Below are 17,833 nucleotides of genomic sequence, written 5' to 3' on the forward strand. Positions count from 1 at the left end.
CATGGAACTCGCGATCCTGTCCGTCAGTTTTCTGATTTTCCTCGTGCTCGGCGTGCCCGTTTCGTTCGCGCTCGGAATTGCCTGCGTGCTGACCTATATGGTCGAAGGGCTGCCGATCGCGACCGCGATGCAGTCGATGATCTCGGGGATGAACGCATTCTCGTTCCTCGCGGTGCCGTTCTTCATCTTCTCCGGCGAGCTGATGCTGCACGGCGGCATCGCGGACCGGATCCTGCGTTTCGCGCAGGCGACCGTCGGCCACTTCCGCGGCGGCCTCGGGATGGCCAACGTCGTCGCGTGCACGCTGTTCGGCGGCGTGTCGGGCTCGCCGACCGCCGATACGTCCGCGATGGGCGGCGTGGTGATTCCGCTGATGAAGCGCGAAGGCTACAGCGCGGCCTACGCGGTCAACGTGACGACCCACGCGTCGCTCGCCGGCGCGCTGATGCCGACGTCGACCAACATGATCATCTACGCGTTCGCCGCGCAGGGGATCACGGGGATGCTGCACGGCCAGCAGGTGAGCGGCGTGTCGATCGGCGACCTGCTGTTCTCCGGCCTTCTGCCGGTGCTGTGGGTGATGGGCTTCGTGCTCGCCGCCGCGTACTGGCAGGCCATGCGTCACGGCTATCCGCGCCGTGAAGACGGTTCGTCCGCGCTGCCGGCGTTCCCGGGCTGGTATGCGGTGCTGCGCAGCTTCGTCGGCGCGGTGCCGGGCCTGATGGTGATTGCGATCATCCTCGTGTGCGTCGCGAAGGGGATCGCCACCGCGACCGAAGCGGCCGCGATCGCCGTCGTGTATTCGCTCGCGCTGACCGCGATCGTGTACCGCACGCTGACCGTCGAGAAGCTGCGCCGCGCGCTGTCGCATGCGGCGCGCACGACGGGCGTCGTGCTGCTGCTGATCGCCGTGTCGAACATGCTGCGCTTCCAGATGTCGTACCTGGAGATTCCGGATGCGATCGAGGGGCTGCTGAAGCAGTCGACCGCGGCGCCTTGGTTGATGCTGCTGTACATCAACATCATCCAGGTGTTCCTCGGCACGTTCGTCGACATGGCCGCGCACATCCTGATCACGACGCCGCTGTTCCTGCCGATCGCGATGGCGTGCGGCGTCGGGCCGGTGCAGTTCGGGATCATGCTGCTGCTGAACTGCTCGCTCGGCCTCGTTCATCCGCCGATCGGCTCGGTGCAGTTCGTCGGCTGCGCGATCGGCAACGTGTCGATCGGCGAGACGACGAAGATGGCGTGGCCGTATTACCTCGCGATCTTCAGTGCGATCAACATCGTCACGTACATGCCGTTCTTCTCCACCTGGCTGCCGAGCCTCATCAGCGGGCACGCGGTGTTCTGATCGCGCGTTTCGCCCGTCGCGGCGCCGGATGACCGAGGTTGTCCGGCGCCGCGGTCACGTCTACGGTGTGCTTCACGCACAGCGAATTCATATCGACATGAAGAGAGCATGGCGCGCCGTCGCGGCCGCCGCATTCGCGTTGGCCGCATCGCTCGCGCATGCGGCGACGTAAGCGTGTGTCTCGAACTGCGACAGCCGCGGCATTCCGGCATTCCGGCGTTCGGCGTCGTCCCGGTCGCACGGCGGAAGTGCGCGACGGCAGTCATACGCAATGCGGCAACCTGTGCGATGATTCGGCGCTTCGCGTTCGCGGCCCGATTCCGGGCCGCCGCCGATCGCATCGACATCCGGAGACGACATGCCCGCACACATCGTTCATGGCAGCACCCTGCATTACCAGGATCACGGCGCCGGCTTTCCGGTGCTGCTCGGACACAGCTACCTGTGGGATTCGGCGATGTGGGCGCCGCAGATCGACGCGCTATCGAGCCGCTATCGCGTGATCGTGCCGGACCTGTGGGGGCATGGCGCGTCCGGCCCGCTGCCCGACGGCACCCAGACGCTCGACGACCTCGCCGCGCATGCGAGCGCATTGCTCGATGCGCTGGAGATCGAGCAGTGTGCGGTCGTGGGGCTGAGCGTCGGCGGGATGTGGGGCGCGCGGCTCGCGTTGCGCGAACCACAGCGCGTGCGCTCCCTCGTGCTGATGGATGCATCGCTGGAGGCCGAACCCGACGCGACGCGGCTGCGTTACTTCGGGATGCTCGATGCGATCGCCGCTGCCGGCTGCATCGCGCCGCCGCTGCTCGATGCGATCGTGCCGCTGTTCTTCCGGCCGGACGTGAACCTCGCCGACCCGGTGCCGACCGCGTTTCGCGCCGCGCTCGCGAACCTGCCGGCCGATCGGCTGCGGCAGTCGATCGTCCCGCTCGGTCGGCTGATCTTCGGGCGGCCGGATACGCTGGCCGCACTCGCCGAACTGGATGCCGAGCGCACGCTGCTGATGTGCGGCGCGGGCGATATGGCGCGTCCGCCGTCGGAGACGGTGAAGATGGCGAGCGTGATCGGTTGCCGCCATGCGCTGGTGCCGGATGCCGGCCACATCTCGAACCTGGAGAATCCCGCGTTCGTCACGAGGACGCTGCTCGACTGGTTCGACGAACAGCAGCTCGCGGCGGGCTGAGCGCCGCGCGGCGTCGCAACGACTTCCATTACTGCATCACTGGATTACGCGCGTTCGCCGACCGGCGTGAACTTGCGGTCGCGCACGCGCCCCTCGTCAACGCCGCGGCGAATCAGGTCCTGCGCTTCCGCGCGGCTCGCGACACACGGCGCGGAGCCGGGCAGCGGCCGCCGTGCGGTTTCGCGCAGCGCGAGCACCGACACGATGCCGACGATCTGCGAATGCACGGCGGCGGCGATTCGGCACTTGAACCGCCGCCTGCGCATCAGAACATGTGGCGGATCCCGACGTTCGCGCCGACGGTCGTGCCGGTGACCGCGTAAAGCGCGTTGTTGATCCCGAGCCCGGTGTTCATCGCACCGTGGTTGTTGACCATCGCGACCTGCGCGTACAGCGCGGTTGCCTTCGACAGGCTGTAGGTCGTGCCGACGGCTGCGAGCAGCGAGTGATTGGCGGTGTCGTTGCGATCGCTGGTGAACCAGACTCCACCGTTCAGGTCGACGGCGGGCGTGGCCTGGTAATCGAGGCCGCCGCCATACACGTTGTTGCTGAACGATCCGCCGACCTTGTAACTCGTGAACGATGCCTTCGCGGTGACCGGGCCGAAGCGGTACGCGGCGCCGATCGTGCGCCCGACGAACGCGACGGTGCTCGGCGTCGGCGTCGGGTTGGTGCCGTCGTTGCCGTCGTAGAACGCGGCGTCGATCATGAAGCCCTCATGTTCATACTTGAGGCTCGCCGAATACTGGCGGCCGGCCTGGAAGTCGCCTGCCTTGCCGCCGAACGCGAACATCGCGCTGCCGGTGAGGCCGGCGATCGTCGGGCTGGTGTACGACACGGCGTTCGGGTTGAACAGGCCCGTCACCAGCACGTTGTCGACGTAGTTGATCAGCCCGCTACCGAAGTGCGAGAAGCTGCGCGGATCCGAATCGAAGATCGCGAGCAGGAACGGCGAGTACTGCACGCCGGCCTTGACCGTGCCGAAGCCGCCATCGAGCCCGACCCACGCCTGGCGGCCGAAGAAGTTGCCGTTCGAATGTGCGAACGCGCCATTGGTGACGGCAAAGCCGCTTTCGAGCTGGAATTTCGCCTTGAGGCCGCCGCCGAGATCCTCGGTGCCGGTCATCCCGAACGTCGTCGGCGTCATGCCGGTGTCGGTCATCGCGAACTGATGGCCGGCGTTCGCGCCGGTGGCGGCGTCAAGCGTCTTGCTCGTATACAGCAACGCGGCGTCGAGGTTGCCGTACAGCGTCACGCTGCTCTGCGCGAAGGCGCTGCTGCCCACCATCGCGCCCGCCAGCGCGGCGCAACCGATCACGATTCTGCTTTTCATTGGATGTCTCCAGTGTTGTTGTACGTCGATGCATCGAACGGGGAATGCGCCGGACATCCGAAGCGGTGTCCGTCGCGCGGGCCGCATACGCAGGATGGGGCGCGGCGGAACGCACGTGCGTGGCCGGGTGTTGGCCGCATGCGACGCGTTCATGGCGGGGATGGATGCCCGAACGCGCGTGCGTCGAAGAGGTTGGGTAGGGCCGGCCGATGCCGGCCCCGTCGTTCAGAGTGGCTGGCCGAGCTGCTCGAGGATCGCCGGATTCTCGAGCGTGGACGTGTCCTGCGTGATCGCCTCGCCCTTGGCGAGCGAGCGCAACAGGCGCCGCATGATCTTGCCCGAGCGCGTCTTCGGCAGGTTGTCGCCGAAGCGGATGTCCTTCGGCTTCGCGATCGGCCCGATCTGCTTGCCGACCCAGTCGCGCAGCGTCTTCGCGAGCGCCGCCGCCTCCTCGCCCTCCGGGCGCGAACGCTTCAGCACCACGAACGCGACCACCGCCTCGCCCGTCGTGTCGTCCGGACGGCCGACCACCGCCGCTTCCGCAACCAGCTCGTGCGAAACCAGCGCCGACTCGATCTCCATCGTGCCGAGCCGGTGACCCGACACGTTCAGCACGTCGTCGATGCGGCCCATGATCGTGAAGTAGCCGGTGTCCTTGTCGCGCACCGTGCCGTCGCCGGCGAGGTAGAGCGTGCCGCCGAGTTCTTCCGGGTAGTAACTCTTCTTGAAGCGCTCCGGGTCGCCCCAGATCGTGCGGATCATCGCCGGCCACGGACGCTTGACGACGAGAATGCCGCCTTGCCCGTTCGGTACGTCCTGGCCGGTCTCGTCGACCACCGCGGCCATGATGCCCGGCAGCGGCAGCGTGCACGAACCCGGCACCGTCGGCGTCGCGCCCGGCAGCGGCGTGATCATGTGCCCGCCGGTTTCGGTCTGCCACCACGTGTCGACGATCGGGCAGCGCTCCTGGCCGACGTGCTTGTGATACCACATCCACGCTTCCGGATTGATCGGTTCGCCGACCGTGCCGATGATGCGCAGGCTCGACAGGTCGTAACTCTTCGGATGAACCTTGTCGTCGGCCTCGGCGGCCTTGATCAGCGAGCGGATCGCGGTCGGCGCGGTGTAGAACACCGTGACCTTGTGATCGGCGATCATCTTCCAGAAGCGGCCGGCGTCCGGCCAGGTCGGCACGCCTTCGAACACGACCTGCGTGCCGCCGCACGCGAGCGGGCCGTAGGTGATGTACGTGTGGCCCGTGACCCAGCCGATGTCGGCCGTGCACCAGAACACGTCGGCGGGCTTCCAGTCGAAGGTCCACTTCATCGTCTGCGCGGCCCACAGCAGATAGCCGCCGGTGCTGTGCTGCACGCCCTTCGGCTTGCCGGTCGAGCCCGACGTATACAGGATGAACAGCGGATGCTCGGCGCCGACCCATTCGGGTGCGCACGTGTCGGATTCGCTGTCGGCGATCTCGTGCATCCACAGGTCGCGCCCGGCGTGCCAGTCGATCTTGCCGCCGGTGCGGCGATAGACGATCACGCTCTTGACTGCGTCGCAGCCGCCCATCGCGAGCGCCTCGTCGGCGATGCTCTTGAGCGGCAGCGTCTTGCCGCCGCGCGCCTGCTCGTCGGCGGTGATGAGCGCGACCGCGCCGACGTCGACGAGCCGCTCGTTGAGCGATTTCGCGGAGAAGCCGCCGAACACGACCGAGTGCGTGGCGCCGATGCGCGCGCAGGCCTGCATCGCGACGATGCCTTCGATCGACATCGGAATGTAGATGACGACGCGATCGCCCTTGCCGATTCCGCGTTTCTTCAGCGCATTCGCGAAGCGCGACACGCGAGCAAGGAGATCGGCATAGGTGACGCGCGTGACGGTGCCGTCGTCGGCCTCGAAGATCACCGCGACGCGTTCGCCGTTGCCGGCTTCGACGTGACGGTCGAGGCAGTTGTACGACGCGTTGAGTTCGCCGTCGTCGAACCACTTGTAGAACGGCGCATTGCTCTCGTCGAGCACCTTGGTGAATGGCTTGTGCCAGCTCAGGCCTTCGCGCGCGAGACGCGCCCAGAAGCCTTCGTAATCCTGCTCGGCTTCGGCGGCCAGCGCGCGGTAGGCCGGCATGCCGGAAATGGTCGCGCGCTCGCGCGTGTCGGCCGTCGGTTCGAAGATTCGGCGCTCCTGCAGGATCGATACGAGGGCAGTCAAGATGGTCTCCATGGAAAGCGTTGGGTGTCGCATGACCGTTGAAACGCAACTTGCATGCCAATTGCGCGGGTCTTCGGCCGGAAAGGCGTGTATGCACGTTGGCGCGCGGTTCCCGATAATTGATCTGCATTGCAGAGCAATGAAAGATGGAACGAGCGGCGCTCTTGTCAGCGTGAATGTTGCGTCGAAATGCAGCAGCGGGTGTTGCAGGCGTCAACACGGCGCATGACGCACGACGCACGACGCACGGCGTGCGCGCCGTGGGACCGAGGCCGCGCTATGCGATGAACGACCGCAGCACGCCGAGCGCGTCGGACGCACGAAGGCGCGTGAGAGCCGACGCCTCGATCTGCCGCACGCGTTCGGCGGACAGGTTCATCTGGCGGCCGATGTCGCGGAGCGAACAGCCTTCGTCCGCGTGCAGCCCGTAGCGCAGCCGAAGCACCATCGCCTCGCGCGGCGGCAGCCGGTCGATCGCGGCAGCGATCGTGTTGCGCAACTGGGTGGCGCCGGCGGCGTCCTCCGGCGACGGCGACGACAGATCCGGCGCGACGTCGGCGAACGTCATGTCGCCTTCCGGCGAAACCGGCAGGTCCGCCGACACCGGTTCCTTCACGATCGCCAGCAGGTCGCGCACCTTGTCGACCGGCTCGCCCATGTGGACGGCCAATTCGGCAGGCGTCGCGGCCGTGCCCGCGCGTTGCCGATGCTCACGTGCGAGCCGCGTCAGCTTGTTCAGCGCGTCGACCGTATGCGTCGGCACGCGGATCGTGCGGCCGAGGTCGGCGAGCGCATGCGTGATCGCCTGCCGGATCCACCAGGTCGCGTAGGTCGAGAAGCGGAAGCCGCGCCGGTAGTCGTAGCGCTCGATGGCCTTCAACAGGCCGATGTTGCCTTCCTGGATCAGGTCCGCGAACGGCAGCCCGCGATCGGGATAGCGCTTCGCGATCGACACGACGAGCCGCAGGTTCGCGTCGAACAAGCCAGCTTTCGCCGGCTGCATCGCGCGTTCGATCGCGCCGAGCCGGGCGTCGAGCGACGCGGTCGCGCCGGGCGGCAGTTCCGACGACGGGGCATCGCGCACGATCGCGACGCGTGCGTCGACGAATTCCGCCGCGCGTCGCGTCAGCGTCGGCGCGCAGGCCGGGTGCGCGGCAATGCACGACGCGAGCCAGCCGGCGTGATCGTCGTGGTCCGTCTGCGCGAATGAGGGTGGGACGCCCACGTCGGCCAACAATCGAGCCAGCCGGCCGCGCAGCGCGCGGTGCCGGCGCGCGCGGCTGCATAACGGTTCGCTCATTCGTTCGAGTGCGCGGGCGGACAGACACAGCGTGCCGAGCAGCGCGGCGGCGTCGCGTACGTGCATGCGATACGCGGCAGACGCGGTGCCACCCGAGGCCAGCGCGGCACGAATGCCGTCCGCGAATGCGTCGATGCGGGCGAGCCGTGCCAGTACCGCGTCGCGCCAGGCCGAATCCTCCGATGGCGCCTCGTCGTCGCGCCCGGGCTCGCCGGCGGCGGCAGGCGAGGCGCCTGCATCGGCGTCAATGGATTGTCGGGCGTCGCGCGTGGCGTCGGCGAGGAAGATCACATAGGTCGATGCGGCGGCTCGGCATTCGGCGATCTCGGTACGAATCGACACGAGCGCGTCGAGCGCATCGGGATCGCCGCACAGCACCGCGACCGACGCCGCGCGACCGCGCTCGATACGCTGCGCGTATGCGAATTCCTCATCGCGGGTGAGGAGCGGCGTCGTGCCCATCTCGCGCAGGTACAGCCGGACCGGATCGGTCGTGCGCGGTGCGAACAGGTCGGCGGCGGCGAGCGTGCCGGCGCCGTCGACCCACGCACGGGCGGGCGGCGCCGGCCGGAAGTAGCGGTCGAGCGTCCAGCCGCTCGCGGCATCGGCGCTGTCCGACACCGCGATGCCGAGTTCGGCGAGCACGGCGGCGGCCGCATCGATGCTGCTCTCGCTCGCATCGTCGTCGGGCAGCGCGTCGATGATGTCGCCGCGCGTGACGAAGCCGCGCGACAGGCCGGTCGCGATCAGCGCGTGCAGATGCGCGACCGCGTGCGGCGGCGCGCCGTCGTCGCTGCCGGCCGCCGGCGCCGGTGCGTGTCGCGCCGGCAGCCCGTCGCGCGACGCGTCACGCGCGCTTCGCATACACGTTGCACCAGCCGTCCGCCGCGACCAGCTTGCCGGCGAACATCGGACACGTGCCGGCGGTGTCCGCCGCTTCGCCCTTGTAGAAGCGGCAATTTGCACAGCGCTGGCCGGCCTGGTATTTCGGGAACTGCGCGGCGTCGACGCTGGACGCATGCGCGCGATAGCCGAGCGTCTTCGCGGCGGGGTCGTTCTCGTCGACGAGGGGCGGCGCCGCGCATGCGGTGCGTGCGGCGGCGAGCGTCGCGCACAGGCCGATGGCGTTGATGATGAAGGTTCTGCGGGAGGTCGGGTACGTCACGGTCGTTTCCTGTTGAAGATGAAATCGTGGGGACGGGCGCGGCCCGCATCGCGTGGCGAAGCCGCTTGCCCGGTGTTACTGGCTCGCGTCCTTGTGCGCGGCGGGCCCGGCGACGAGCGGCGCGGTCGACGCGTGAGCGGTATCGGCCGTCAGCTTGTTCTTGCTTGCGGCATAGCCGTTCGACGCGAGCAGGAAGGCCATCAGGTCCGCGTATTCGTCGTCCTTCAACTTGCCCGGCTGATCCGCCGGCATGTTGGTCGCCATGTAGCCGAACACGCCGCCGATCGTCAGGTGCGAATGCGACAGCGGCGCGAACGATGGGCCGCTCAACGCGGGCGCGGTGTTGCCTTCGAGATCGGCGCCGTGGCAGTTCGCACATGCATTGCCGTAGATTTCCTTGCCGTGGGCGACCTGGGCCGCGTCGAAGGACGGGGCGGCGTCACCGGTGCTCGCGCCGACGCGGATGAAGCCGCCGCCGGCCGGCGCGTTGCGCGCGCGCAGCAGGCTACCGGGCACGCGGCCTGCGCTCGCCGTCGCGCCGTCGAGGAAACGCGACGGCATGCGCGACTCGTGCGCCTCGAGCGCGCTGCCGGGCAGCGTCCACTTGCGGGTCAGCGCGGCGAGCCGGCCGTTGTTCTTCATTTGCGTGAGTGCCGCGTCGATACGTTGCTGCAACTCGGCCGAGCGCGGCGCGAATGCAAACGTGAGCTGCCATTCCGCATACGGCGACGACGTCGCACCGATGCGGAACGCCTGTTTCGGATGGGCGGCCTGATACGCGACGACTGCCGGATACCAGACGATCGCGCGATGCGCGCGGCCGCGCGCGACCGCGTCGACCGTTTGCTCGGATGTGTTCTCGAGATCGAAGCGTGCGTTCTTCTGCTGAACCGCGATCAATTGCGCGGGGCTCGCGTAGGTCGCCGCGACGATTTCGCGGCCAGTGGCCGGCGCGCCGGCATCGCGGCGCGTGACGCTTACGTACCCCGAGCGCAGATAGCCCTGCGAGAACAGCAGTTTCGTATCGGATGCGTCGGCGATGGCCGAGCGCGGAAAACCGGCGAGCACATCGCAGTCGTGTTCGAGGATGCCGGCGAGCTCATGCGCGGACACGCCGTCGTCGTCGTTGCCGCCCGCGTCATGCCCGGAGAAGTTCGCGGCGATGCCGGCCGTGCGGAACACGTCGCGAGCGACGGCCTTGTCGAGCGCGGCCGTCGGCGTGCCCGGCAGCGAGCAGACGCGCACCGCCGTCGCGGCCGTGGAGAGTGCCGGTGTCAGCGCCGTGCCTGCCGCGAGCGCACAGGCCACGGCGAGGCGGGAAAGTCGGATGTTCATGATCGTACGCTCGGTTGAACAGGAGAAAGGGAGGGGCGCCCGCGCCGGCGGCGCGGACGCAAAACGGTTGGCCGGGTGTCGATCAGCCGCGGTCGAGGGCGAACACGTACAGCGTGCCGCCGCGCGGCACGTCGTCCGCCGCCTTGGCCATCGGGCCGCCCCAGATCGGATTCGCGCCGCCGTAGCCGGCGAGTACCGCTACGTACTCCTTGCCGTCGACTTCAAAGACGGATGGCTGCGCGATGATCCCGCTCGCGAGCTTCGGGCTCTCCCACAGCACCTTGCCGGTGGCGACGTCGAACGCATACAGGTGGCCGTCGAGCGAGCCGCTGAACGCGAGGCCGCTCGCGGTCGTCGCGACGCCGCCGTTCCACGGCAGCTTGCTCCAGTGGCTCCATACCTTCTTGCCGGTGTTCACGTCGATCGCCTGGAGTTCGCCGTAGCCTTCGCTGCCCGGCTCGGGCTTGATCTCGAAGCCTTCGCCGAGATACGGCAGCCCTTCCATGTAGTTGACCGACTTGCCCGACAAGCTCATGCACGCATGTAGCGCCGGCACGATCGCGAGATGGCGCACGGGGTCGTACGACACCGACCACCAGTTCTTGCCGCCGAGGAAGCTCGGGCACGTGTCGATCGTCGTGCCGACCTTCGGATACTTCGCGGGATCCTGGATCGGCGCGCCGTCTTCCGTGTAGCCGGTCACCGACGTCGCCTTCACGAACGGCTCCGCATAGATCAGCTTGCCGGTGTCGCGATCGATCGCATGGAAGTAGCCGTTGCGGTCCGCGTGGATGATCGCGTCGTGCTCCTTGCCTTTGTACTTGATCGTTGCGAGCACGGGTGTGTTGACGCCGTCATAGTCCCAGGTGTCGTGCTTCGTGTACTGGTAGTGCCACTTGAGGTCGCCGTTCTTCGGATCCAGCGCGAGCAGCGAATCGGAGTACAGGTTGTCGCCCGGGCGCAGGTCGGCAAGCCACGGCCCCGGGTTGCCGACGCCCCAGTACAGCGTGCGCGTCGCCGCGTCGTAGGTGCCGGTCAGCCAGGCCGGTGCGCCGCCGTGCGCCTGCATGCCGTCGGGCCAGGTGTCAGCGTGCTTCTCGCCCTGGCCGGGAATGGTGAAGCGTTTCCACAGCAGCGTGCCGTCGTTCGGGCTGAGCGCCGCGATGAAGCCGCGTGCGCCGTATTCGCCGCCCGAGCTGCCGACGACGATCGCGCCGTCGAGCGCGAGCGGCGCGAGCGAGAACGCATAGCCGAGCCCCGGCTCGAACATCTGCTTCTTCCACACGAGCGCGCCGGTCTGTGCATCCAGTGCGGCCACCTCGCCGCTCAGCATCGCGACGTAGACGTTCTTGCCGTACAGCGCGACGCCGCGGTTCACGACGTCGCAGCAGGCCGTCTTGAATGATTCGGCGCCGAGTTTCGGTTCGTATTTCCACAATTGCGCGCCGGTGGCCGCGTCGAACGCGTACACGTTGTCCTTCGGCGTGGTCACGAACAGGTAGCGGCCGTTGACGATCGGCGTGGCTTCGAAGCCCTGCTTCAGCTCGGCCGGAAACTTGTAGCTCCACGCTTGCGTGAGCTGCTTCACGTTCGACGCGTCGATCTGCTTGAGCGGCGAATGCGCCTGGCCGTTGTACGTGCGGTAGTAGGTGAGCCAGCCCGGATCGCGTTGCGCATCCGTGAGCCGCTGGTACGTGACGGCCGGATAATCCGCGGCAGCGTCCACCAGGCCGGGATTCAGGGCGATCGCGGCCGCCGCCGCGATTCCGATCGTTGCCAGTCGGCTCGTCGAAGCCGAGAGTTTTTTCATGGTTGTCTCCAGAGTCATTGTGGTCGCACCGCGGCCAACACATGGCCGGGCCGGCAGGGTGGGGATCCGGGTCCAGTGCGCAGCCAATCACGCAAATCGCATGCCATTGGGGCGCACGCCCTGTCGCGCAAGGCGGAGCGGCCGATCGTGCGCGCCGCGACGACATGCGCGGCGTGGCGCGGATGATCCGCGTGTGTTGCGTTCGGGGACAGCCGCGGGTCGAGTGTTGCGAAACATGACAGTGCGGTGCGCGGCCGAAGGCATCGCCTCGTTGATCCAAATTGACACAGGCGCAACAGGGGTGGCACGAACTGCAACACGTGCGCGGTTGCGTAGCGATGCGTGGCGGCTTCGATCGGCGGCCGGCCGGGTGTTGCGCGGATCGGCATGCTTCTTGCCGTTCGACACGGGAATGATTCCGCGCAACGAGAGACCGCCATGCATGTCCCGATTTCGTCCGATGCTGCTCGCGGGTGCGAGCGCCGCCGCGTGGTCGCGCTCGCATACGGCGTCGCGCCCGCCGGCCCGTACGCGGCGACGATGGAGATGCCGCAGGCCGCGCGGGCCCGCGAACCGTTGCCAGCCGTCGCGATAACGGTATTCGCCGTTCATGCGGTCATCGTGGTCGCCCTCTGGCACGCATGGGTATCCGATGGACGCCCGACGCTGCCACACGCACTCGCCGTCGAGGTGGACGCGAGCGAATTCACGCGGGCGGCAGAGCCTGGTGTGCATCGTCGGGGGGATGCCGCGACGCAGGTTCCTCACGCGGCTATGCCGTCGCATTCGAGACGAGAAGCAGCCGTGCATCGAGAGGTTCGCCCGAGTGTGGCCGCAACGCGTCAGGCCGATCATGCAGGCCCTTCGCACAAGCCAGCCGCCGCCATCGCGGCGGCGCAGCCGGACAGTGAACGTGGGCGAACCGTACCGGGGCAGGAATCGGCTCAGCCTGCCGCTGAAAATGCAGCGGCGGATACCGCGACGGATGCCGCGCATGCGATGCCGGGCGCGCAGTCGTCTACCGAACCCAAACCAGAACCCGTCACCGCACCGCGCTTCGCGGCGGCCTACCTGCGCAATCCCGCGCCCGACTATCCGGACGTCGCGCAGCGGCGCGGCTGGGAAGGCACCACGTTCCTGAACGTGCATGTGCTCGCGACCGGCCGGCCCGATCAGGTGCTGCTGTCGGCGAGCAGCGGACACGACGCGCTCGACGACGCGGCCGTCGCGGCGGTCTCGGACTGGCGCTTCGTACCGGCGAAGCGCGGCACGGAATCGATCGACGGCTGGGTCAGGGTGCCGGTCGTGTTCAAACTCGGAAACTAAGGAATCCGTCATGTCAGATTACATCCACTACGCGGTCGTCGGCGCATTTGCACTCCTCGCGGTGCTGTCGGCCCTCACCTGGACGCTGATCGTCGTCAAGACGCTGCTGTATGCGCGCGTCGCGCTCGGCAACCGCCGTTTTGCCGCGCGCCGCGGCGATCGCCCGGCGCTGTCGATGCCGACGGACGACGATGTGGCCGCCAGCCTGAACGCGCGTCTGCAAGGTGCCGTGTGCATCGCATTGCGCGATCTCGACGCGCCCGAGCCGCACGCACCTGCCGCGCTGGTCGCGTGGGATCGCCGCGATCTGCTCGAACGCACGCTCGCGCGCGAGATCCGGCGCGCGCAGCGGTCGCTCGAGCGCGGGCTTACCGTGCTCGCGTCGATCGCGAACGTCGCGCCGTTCGTCGGGCTGTTCGGCACCGTGTTCGGCATCGTCCATACGCTGCAGTCGATGACGGCGTCGGCCACGAACGACATCGATGCGATCGCGGGGCCGATTGGCCAGGCGCTGGTCGCGACCGGCATCGGCATCGGCGTCGCGATTCCGGCCGTGCTGGCGTACAACCTGTTCCTGCGGCGGCTCAAGACCCTGACGGCCGGGCTCGACGAGTTCGGGCAGGACCTGATCGCGCTGGCCGAGCAGCGGCGGTTCAGGATCGACGCGCCGGTGCATGCCGCGCTCCCGGCCGCGAGCAACGCGGCCGCCGTGCGTCGGGCGGCCGTATGAGGACGGATAACCGCGAAGCCGACGCGGGCGAACCGCTCGGCGAGATCAACGTGACGCCGCTCGTCGACGTCGTCCTCGTGTTGCTGGTGATCTTCATGGTCGCCGCGCCGCTGATGACGCATGCGATCCGCATCGACCTGCCGAAGGCGGCCGCCCCGGCGCGCGACATGCGTGCATCGACCGTCACCGTGACCGTCGACGCGCACGGCGCGGTCCGTATCGACGGCGCGCAGGTCACGCCAGCCGAGGTCGAAGCCGTGCTGGCACGCCGCGTCGCGCGCGACCCGCGGACGAGCGTCAGCCTGCACGCGGACCGCAACGAGTCGTTCGGCACCGTGGCCGGTGTCATCGCGTCGATCGGGCGCGCGCGTGTCGCGCGTGTGGCGATCGCGACGGCGGACGGCGATGCCAGTACGGCACGGTGAGGTGATCGACGTCAGCCGAGTCGCCACCGACATATCGGTACGGACAACGATATAACGACGATAAGACAAGAAAAGAGGAGACGTGGAGATGAAGGAAACGGATGGGGCGAAGCGCCGCTTCGTCGCCCGGCGCGCGGGCGTCACGCTGTGCTTCGGCGGCATGCTCGGCGGCTGGCTGACGCCGGCGTCGGCGCAGGTCGGACCGGCAGGCAATGTCGATGCGCCGACGCTCGCGCCGATCGTCGTCGTCGGCACGACGCCGCTGCTCGGGATCGGCACGCCGCTGTCGCGCGTGCCGGCCAACGTCCAGACGATTCGCGGCGAGGACATCACGCGTCAGCACGGCAGCGTACTGACCGACTACTTCGAGAAGAACGTGTCGAGCGTCGACATCAACGAGGCGCAGGGCAATCCGTACCAGACGGACGTGAACTACCGCGGCTTCACGGCATCGCCGGTCGTCGGCACGCCGCAGGGGCTGTCGGTGTTCGTCGACGGCGTGCGCGTGAACGAGCCGTTCGGCGACGTCGTGAACTGGGATCTCATCCCGCAGGCGGCGATCGACACGATGCAGTTGATTCCCGGCTCGAACCCGACCTACGGGCTCAACACGCTCGGCGGCGCGCTCGCGATCACGACGAAGAACGGCAAGACGAGCCCGGGCGGTACCGCACAGGTATCGGTCGGCTCGTGGGGACGCAAGACCGCGCAGATCGAGCAGGGCGGACGCATCGGCGGCAACCTCGATTACTACGTGACGGGCAACGTCGCGAACGACAACGGCTGGGCCGACCACAATGCGAGCCGCGTGCGGCAGGGATTCGGCAAGCTGCGCTACACCGACGCCGATACGACGCTGTCGATCTCGGCCGGCGGCGCGGACAATGCGCTGCAAGGCTCGCAGACGATTCCGCGCTCGTTTCTCGACAATCGCGCGCAGGCCTACACCTATCCAGACCTGAATCGCAACAGCGCCGCGTACGTCACCGTGTCGGGCGACCATGCTTTCGGCGATCACGTGCAGCTCAGCGGCAACGTCTATTATCGGCACTACCGCAACACCAACACCAGCAGCAACGTGAACGACGATTTCGGCAGCGTCGACGGCAGCGGCGCCACCGACACCGTGCAGGCGACCAACGGCCGCTCGGTGATCACGACCGACAGCTACGGCGCGAACCTGCAGCTGACGCTGCTCGGCAAGCTCGCGGGCCTGGACAACCAGTTCGTCGTGGGCGCGTCCGCCGATCTCGCTAACTCGGGCTTCGAGCAGTCGTCGCAGGATGCGATGTTCACGGATACGCGTGCGACGGTCGGCATCGGCGACTTCACCCGGAAGACGCGCGCGAAGACGCGCAACGCCAGCTACGGCGCCTACTTCGACGACACGCTGGCGCTGACGCGGCAATGGTCGCTGACGCTGGCCGGCCGCTACAACTGGTCGCGCGCGGCGATCGAGGACGCGAGCGGCCTGCAGCCGTTGCTCACCGCGCGTCATACGTTCTCGCGGTTCAATCCGGCCGTCGGCGTGACGTGGAATCCGGTGCCCGGCTTCACCGCATATGCGACGTACAACGAAGGAATGCGCTCGCCGACTGCGATCGAGCTCGCATGCGCCGATCCGGCCGCGCCGTGTTCCTTGCCGAACGACTTTCTCGCCGATCCGGCGCTGAAGCCGGTGATCGCGAAGACGATCGAGTTGGGCGCGCGCGGCCGAAGCGGTGAGGCGACGACGTGGAGCGCGGCCGTCTACAGCACGACGCTCGACGACGACATCCAGTTTGTCAGCAGCAATGGCGGCGCGAGCACGCTCGGTTATTTCCAGAACGTCGGCAAGACGCGCCGGCAAGGCTTCGAGCTGGCGGGCCATACGCGGCTGGGGCCGGTCGGCATCGGTGTCAGCTACAGCTATGTCGCCGCCACCTACCGCTCGACGTGGACCGAAAGCAGCGCGAGCAATTCGAGCGCCAATGCGCAAGGCAACATCGTCGTTCGCTCCGGCGACCGCATTCCCGGGATTCCGTCGAGCACCGTGAAGCTGAGGCTCGACTATGCGGCGACGCCGAAGTGGAACGTCGGCACCAACATCACGTATCGCAGCGGGGTGTTCGCGCGCGGCGACGAGAACAACCAGGACGTGAACGGGAAGGTGCCCGGCTATGTCCTGATTGACCTCGATACGACGTGGCAGGTGACGAAGCGCCTGCAGCTGTTCGCGTCGATCACCAACCTGCTCGACAAGCGCTACGCGAGCTTCGGGATGCTCGGCCGGAATTTCTTCAACGGTCCGAATCATTCGTTCGACGGGCTCAACCCCGTCAACGAGCAGTTCGTCGGGCCGGGCGCGCCGCGCGGCGCGTGGGTGGGCGCCCGCTATGCGTGGGACTGAACGGGCGGCTCGACGTGTTGCGGTGCGTCTTCTGTCGTGACGGTGAGCATCTTGCGGACCGCGCGAGCGACGCCACGCGCGAGGGCGTCGTCGCTCGCGAGATGCCCGGCCGGCACGCGCTCGACGATGGCCGCTGGCACCGCGCGCGCGAGCCGATCGACGTTGTCGACCGGGCACACGCGGTCGCGCGTGCCGTGCACGGCATGCAGCGGCACACCGGCTTGCGCGGCCCGCCGCGCCAGCGCCAGCAACCGGCGCTCGCCGAGCCAGCAGTCGCGTTGCAGGTAGTGGGCCTGGATCCGGTATTTGTCGATCAGCCGGTCGATGGCAGGTTGCGTCGGCCGCGCGCTGCGCGCCGGCCGCCCGATCAGGACCGCATCCTCATACGCGTTCCATGCGAGCGCGACTGCACGCTGCCGCGCCGCACCGGCGCCCGGCTGGAGACGCCGCGCGCAGCAGGCGATCAGGCGATCGGCGCGCGCGGTGCCGGCGGCGGCCGTCAGGCGCTGCCAGGCCCGTGGCGCGCGTGCGCGCGTGCCGACGAACAGGCCGCGCACTTCGCGAGACGACGTCAGAAACAACCCGCGCAGCACGACGCCCGTCACGTGCGACGGATGCCGTCCCGCGTAGGCGAGCGCGAGCGCCGCGCCCCACGAACCGCCGACGACGCACCAGCGCGCGATGCCGAGCCGTGCACGCAGCGCGTCGAGGTCGCCGATCAGACGCATCGTGTTGTTGTGACGCAGGCCGCCGCGCGGTGTCGATGCGCCCGCGCCGCGCTGGTCGACCAGCACGACGCGCATGCACGTCAGGTTGAACAGGCCGAGCACTGCCGGTCGGCTCCCGCTGCCGGGGCCGCCGTGCAGCACGACGACCGGATCGCCGTGCGGGTTGCCGAATTCGGTCCACGCGATCCGGCATGCGTCGCGGGACAGGGCAGGTCGGGGCAGTCGCTGCGTCATGTCGTGTCGGAGAGAGGGTGACGGGTCCGGGAGAACCCGACAACAGGCCGGGGCTTGACTCACGTCAAAGCCAGAATCGCGCCAGCGACCACGATCGGGATCGATCGGGCAGCGGCGGCGGGCGGAATCGCGATATTGCGTCCCGGCGCGTCGCCTAAATCGTATGCAATCGGCATTGCTTTCATTTTGATTTCGATTTGCGTCGAGCGATGATGCGCGGCGCCCGACGCCAACGCTGCCGACAGCGTGGCCCGAAGTTTGCTTGATCCAGCACAAAGTCCGGCACCGACCGGAAGGATCCCCGGAGGAGACA

Annotated in this window: 14 protein-coding genes and 1 pseudogene; 6 read left to right on the top strand and 9 right to left on the bottom strand. The window is 68.2% G+C overall.

The window, feature by feature from the left end; translation table 11 throughout:
- Window position 1: 1 nt before the first annotated feature.
- Window positions 2-1,354 carry a TRAP transporter large permease gene (locus ACV22V_RS15705; RefSeq protein ID WP_448014532.1) on the top strand — a complete coding sequence of 451 codons (1,353 nt, stop codon included), beginning with the start codon at window positions 2-4 and terminating at the stop codon, window positions 1,352-1,354.
- Window positions 1,355-1,712: 358 nt separating this feature from the next.
- Window positions 1,713-2,537: an alpha/beta fold hydrolase gene (locus ACV22V_RS15710; protein WP_448014534.1), complete on the top strand. Its 825-nt coding sequence runs from the start codon at window positions 1,713-1,715 to the stop codon at window positions 2,535-2,537.
- A 44-nt stretch (window positions 2,538-2,581) separates the two neighbouring features.
- Here the strand turns inward: ACV22V_RS15710 and ACV22V_RS15715 are convergent.
- The 7 genes and pseudogenes from ACV22V_RS15715 to ACV22V_RS15745 form a co-directional block, all read right to left on the bottom strand.
- Window positions 2,582-2,758 (bottom strand): annotated as a pseudogene (locus ACV22V_RS15715) (MFS transporter); the annotation flags it as partial.
- A gap of 44 nt (window positions 2,759-2,802) precedes the next feature.
- The gene (locus tag ACV22V_RS15720) at window positions 2,803-3,870 is read right to left on the bottom strand and encodes a porin (protein WP_175916715.1); all 1,068 of its coding nucleotides are present in this window, start codon (window positions 3,868-3,870) and stop codon (window positions 2,803-2,805) included.
- 225 nt (window positions 3,871-4,095) lie between these two features.
- Complete coding sequence (gene acs / locus ACV22V_RS15725; RefSeq protein WP_448014536.1) at window positions 4,096-6,090, bottom strand: acetate--CoA ligase; 1,995 nt, start codon at window positions 6,088-6,090, stop codon at window positions 4,096-4,098.
- Between the two features lie 265 nt (window positions 6,091-6,355).
- Window positions 6,356-8,242, bottom strand: a complete 1,887-nt coding sequence (locus tag ACV22V_RS15730) for a sigma-70 family RNA polymerase sigma factor (protein ID WP_448014537.1) — start codon at window positions 8,240-8,242, stop codon at window positions 6,356-6,358.
- Complete coding sequence (locus ACV22V_RS15735) at window positions 8,226-8,543, bottom strand: high-potential iron-sulfur protein (RefSeq protein ID WP_059510566.1); 318 nt, start codon at window positions 8,541-8,543, stop codon at window positions 8,226-8,228. Before ACV22V_RS15735 ends, ACV22V_RS15730 begins: the two co-directional genes overlap by 17 nt.
- Before the next feature lie 75 nt (window positions 8,544-8,618).
- Window positions 8,619-9,878 carry a c-type cytochrome gene (locus tag ACV22V_RS15740; protein WP_448014538.1) on the bottom strand — a complete coding sequence of 420 codons (1,260 nt, stop codon included), beginning with the start codon at window positions 9,876-9,878 and terminating at the stop codon, window positions 8,619-8,621.
- 82 nt (window positions 9,879-9,960) lie between these two features.
- Window positions 9,961-11,688: a methanol/ethanol family PQQ-dependent dehydrogenase gene (locus tag ACV22V_RS15745; RefSeq protein ID WP_059690429.1), complete on the bottom strand. Its 1,728-nt coding sequence runs from the start codon at window positions 11,686-11,688 to the stop codon at window positions 9,961-9,963.
- 342 nt (window positions 11,689-12,030) lie between these two features.
- Between ACV22V_RS15745 and ACV22V_RS15750 the strand changes: the two genes are divergently transcribed.
- From ACV22V_RS15750 to ACV22V_RS15765, 4 genes are all read left to right on the top strand, one after another.
- Window positions 12,031-13,014: an energy transducer TonB gene (locus ACV22V_RS15750; RefSeq protein ID WP_448014539.1), complete on the top strand. Its 984-nt coding sequence runs from the start codon at window positions 12,031-12,033 to the stop codon at window positions 13,012-13,014.
- Window positions 13,015-13,024: 10 nt separating this feature from the next.
- Window positions 13,025-13,744, top strand: coding sequence for a MotA/TolQ/ExbB proton channel family protein (locus tag ACV22V_RS15755; protein WP_448014540.1), 720 nt, complete (start codon window positions 13,025-13,027; stop codon window positions 13,742-13,744).
- Window positions 13,741-14,169: an ExbD/TolR family protein gene (locus ACV22V_RS15760; RefSeq protein ID WP_448014541.1), complete on the top strand. Its 429-nt coding sequence runs from the start codon at window positions 13,741-13,743 to the stop codon at window positions 14,167-14,169. Before ACV22V_RS15755 ends, ACV22V_RS15760 begins: the two co-directional genes overlap by 4 nt.
- Before the next feature lie 88 nt (window positions 14,170-14,257).
- On the top strand, window positions 14,258-16,558 hold the full coding sequence (locus ACV22V_RS15765; RefSeq protein WP_448014542.1) for a TonB-dependent receptor: 2,301 nt from the start codon (window positions 14,258-14,260) through the stop codon (window positions 16,556-16,558).
- Here the strand turns inward: ACV22V_RS15765 and ACV22V_RS15770 are convergent.
- Together ACV22V_RS15770 and ACV22V_RS15775 are read right to left on the bottom strand one after the other, a co-directional pair.
- A complete protein-coding gene (locus ACV22V_RS15770) occupies window positions 16,543-17,520 on the bottom strand; it encodes an alpha/beta fold hydrolase (RefSeq protein WP_448014544.1) in 978 nt (325 codons plus the stop codon). The genes ACV22V_RS15765 and ACV22V_RS15770 overlap by 16 nt on opposite strands.
- Window positions 17,521-17,579: 59 nt before the next feature.
- Window positions 17,580-17,705 carry a hypothetical protein gene (locus tag ACV22V_RS15775; RefSeq protein WP_448014546.1) on the bottom strand — a complete coding sequence of 42 codons (126 nt, stop codon included), beginning with the start codon at window positions 17,703-17,705 and terminating at the stop codon, window positions 17,580-17,582.
- Between the last annotated feature and the right edge of the window lie 128 nt (window positions 17,706-17,833).

This window comes from Burkholderia sp. AW33-5 (assembly GCF_053427615.1).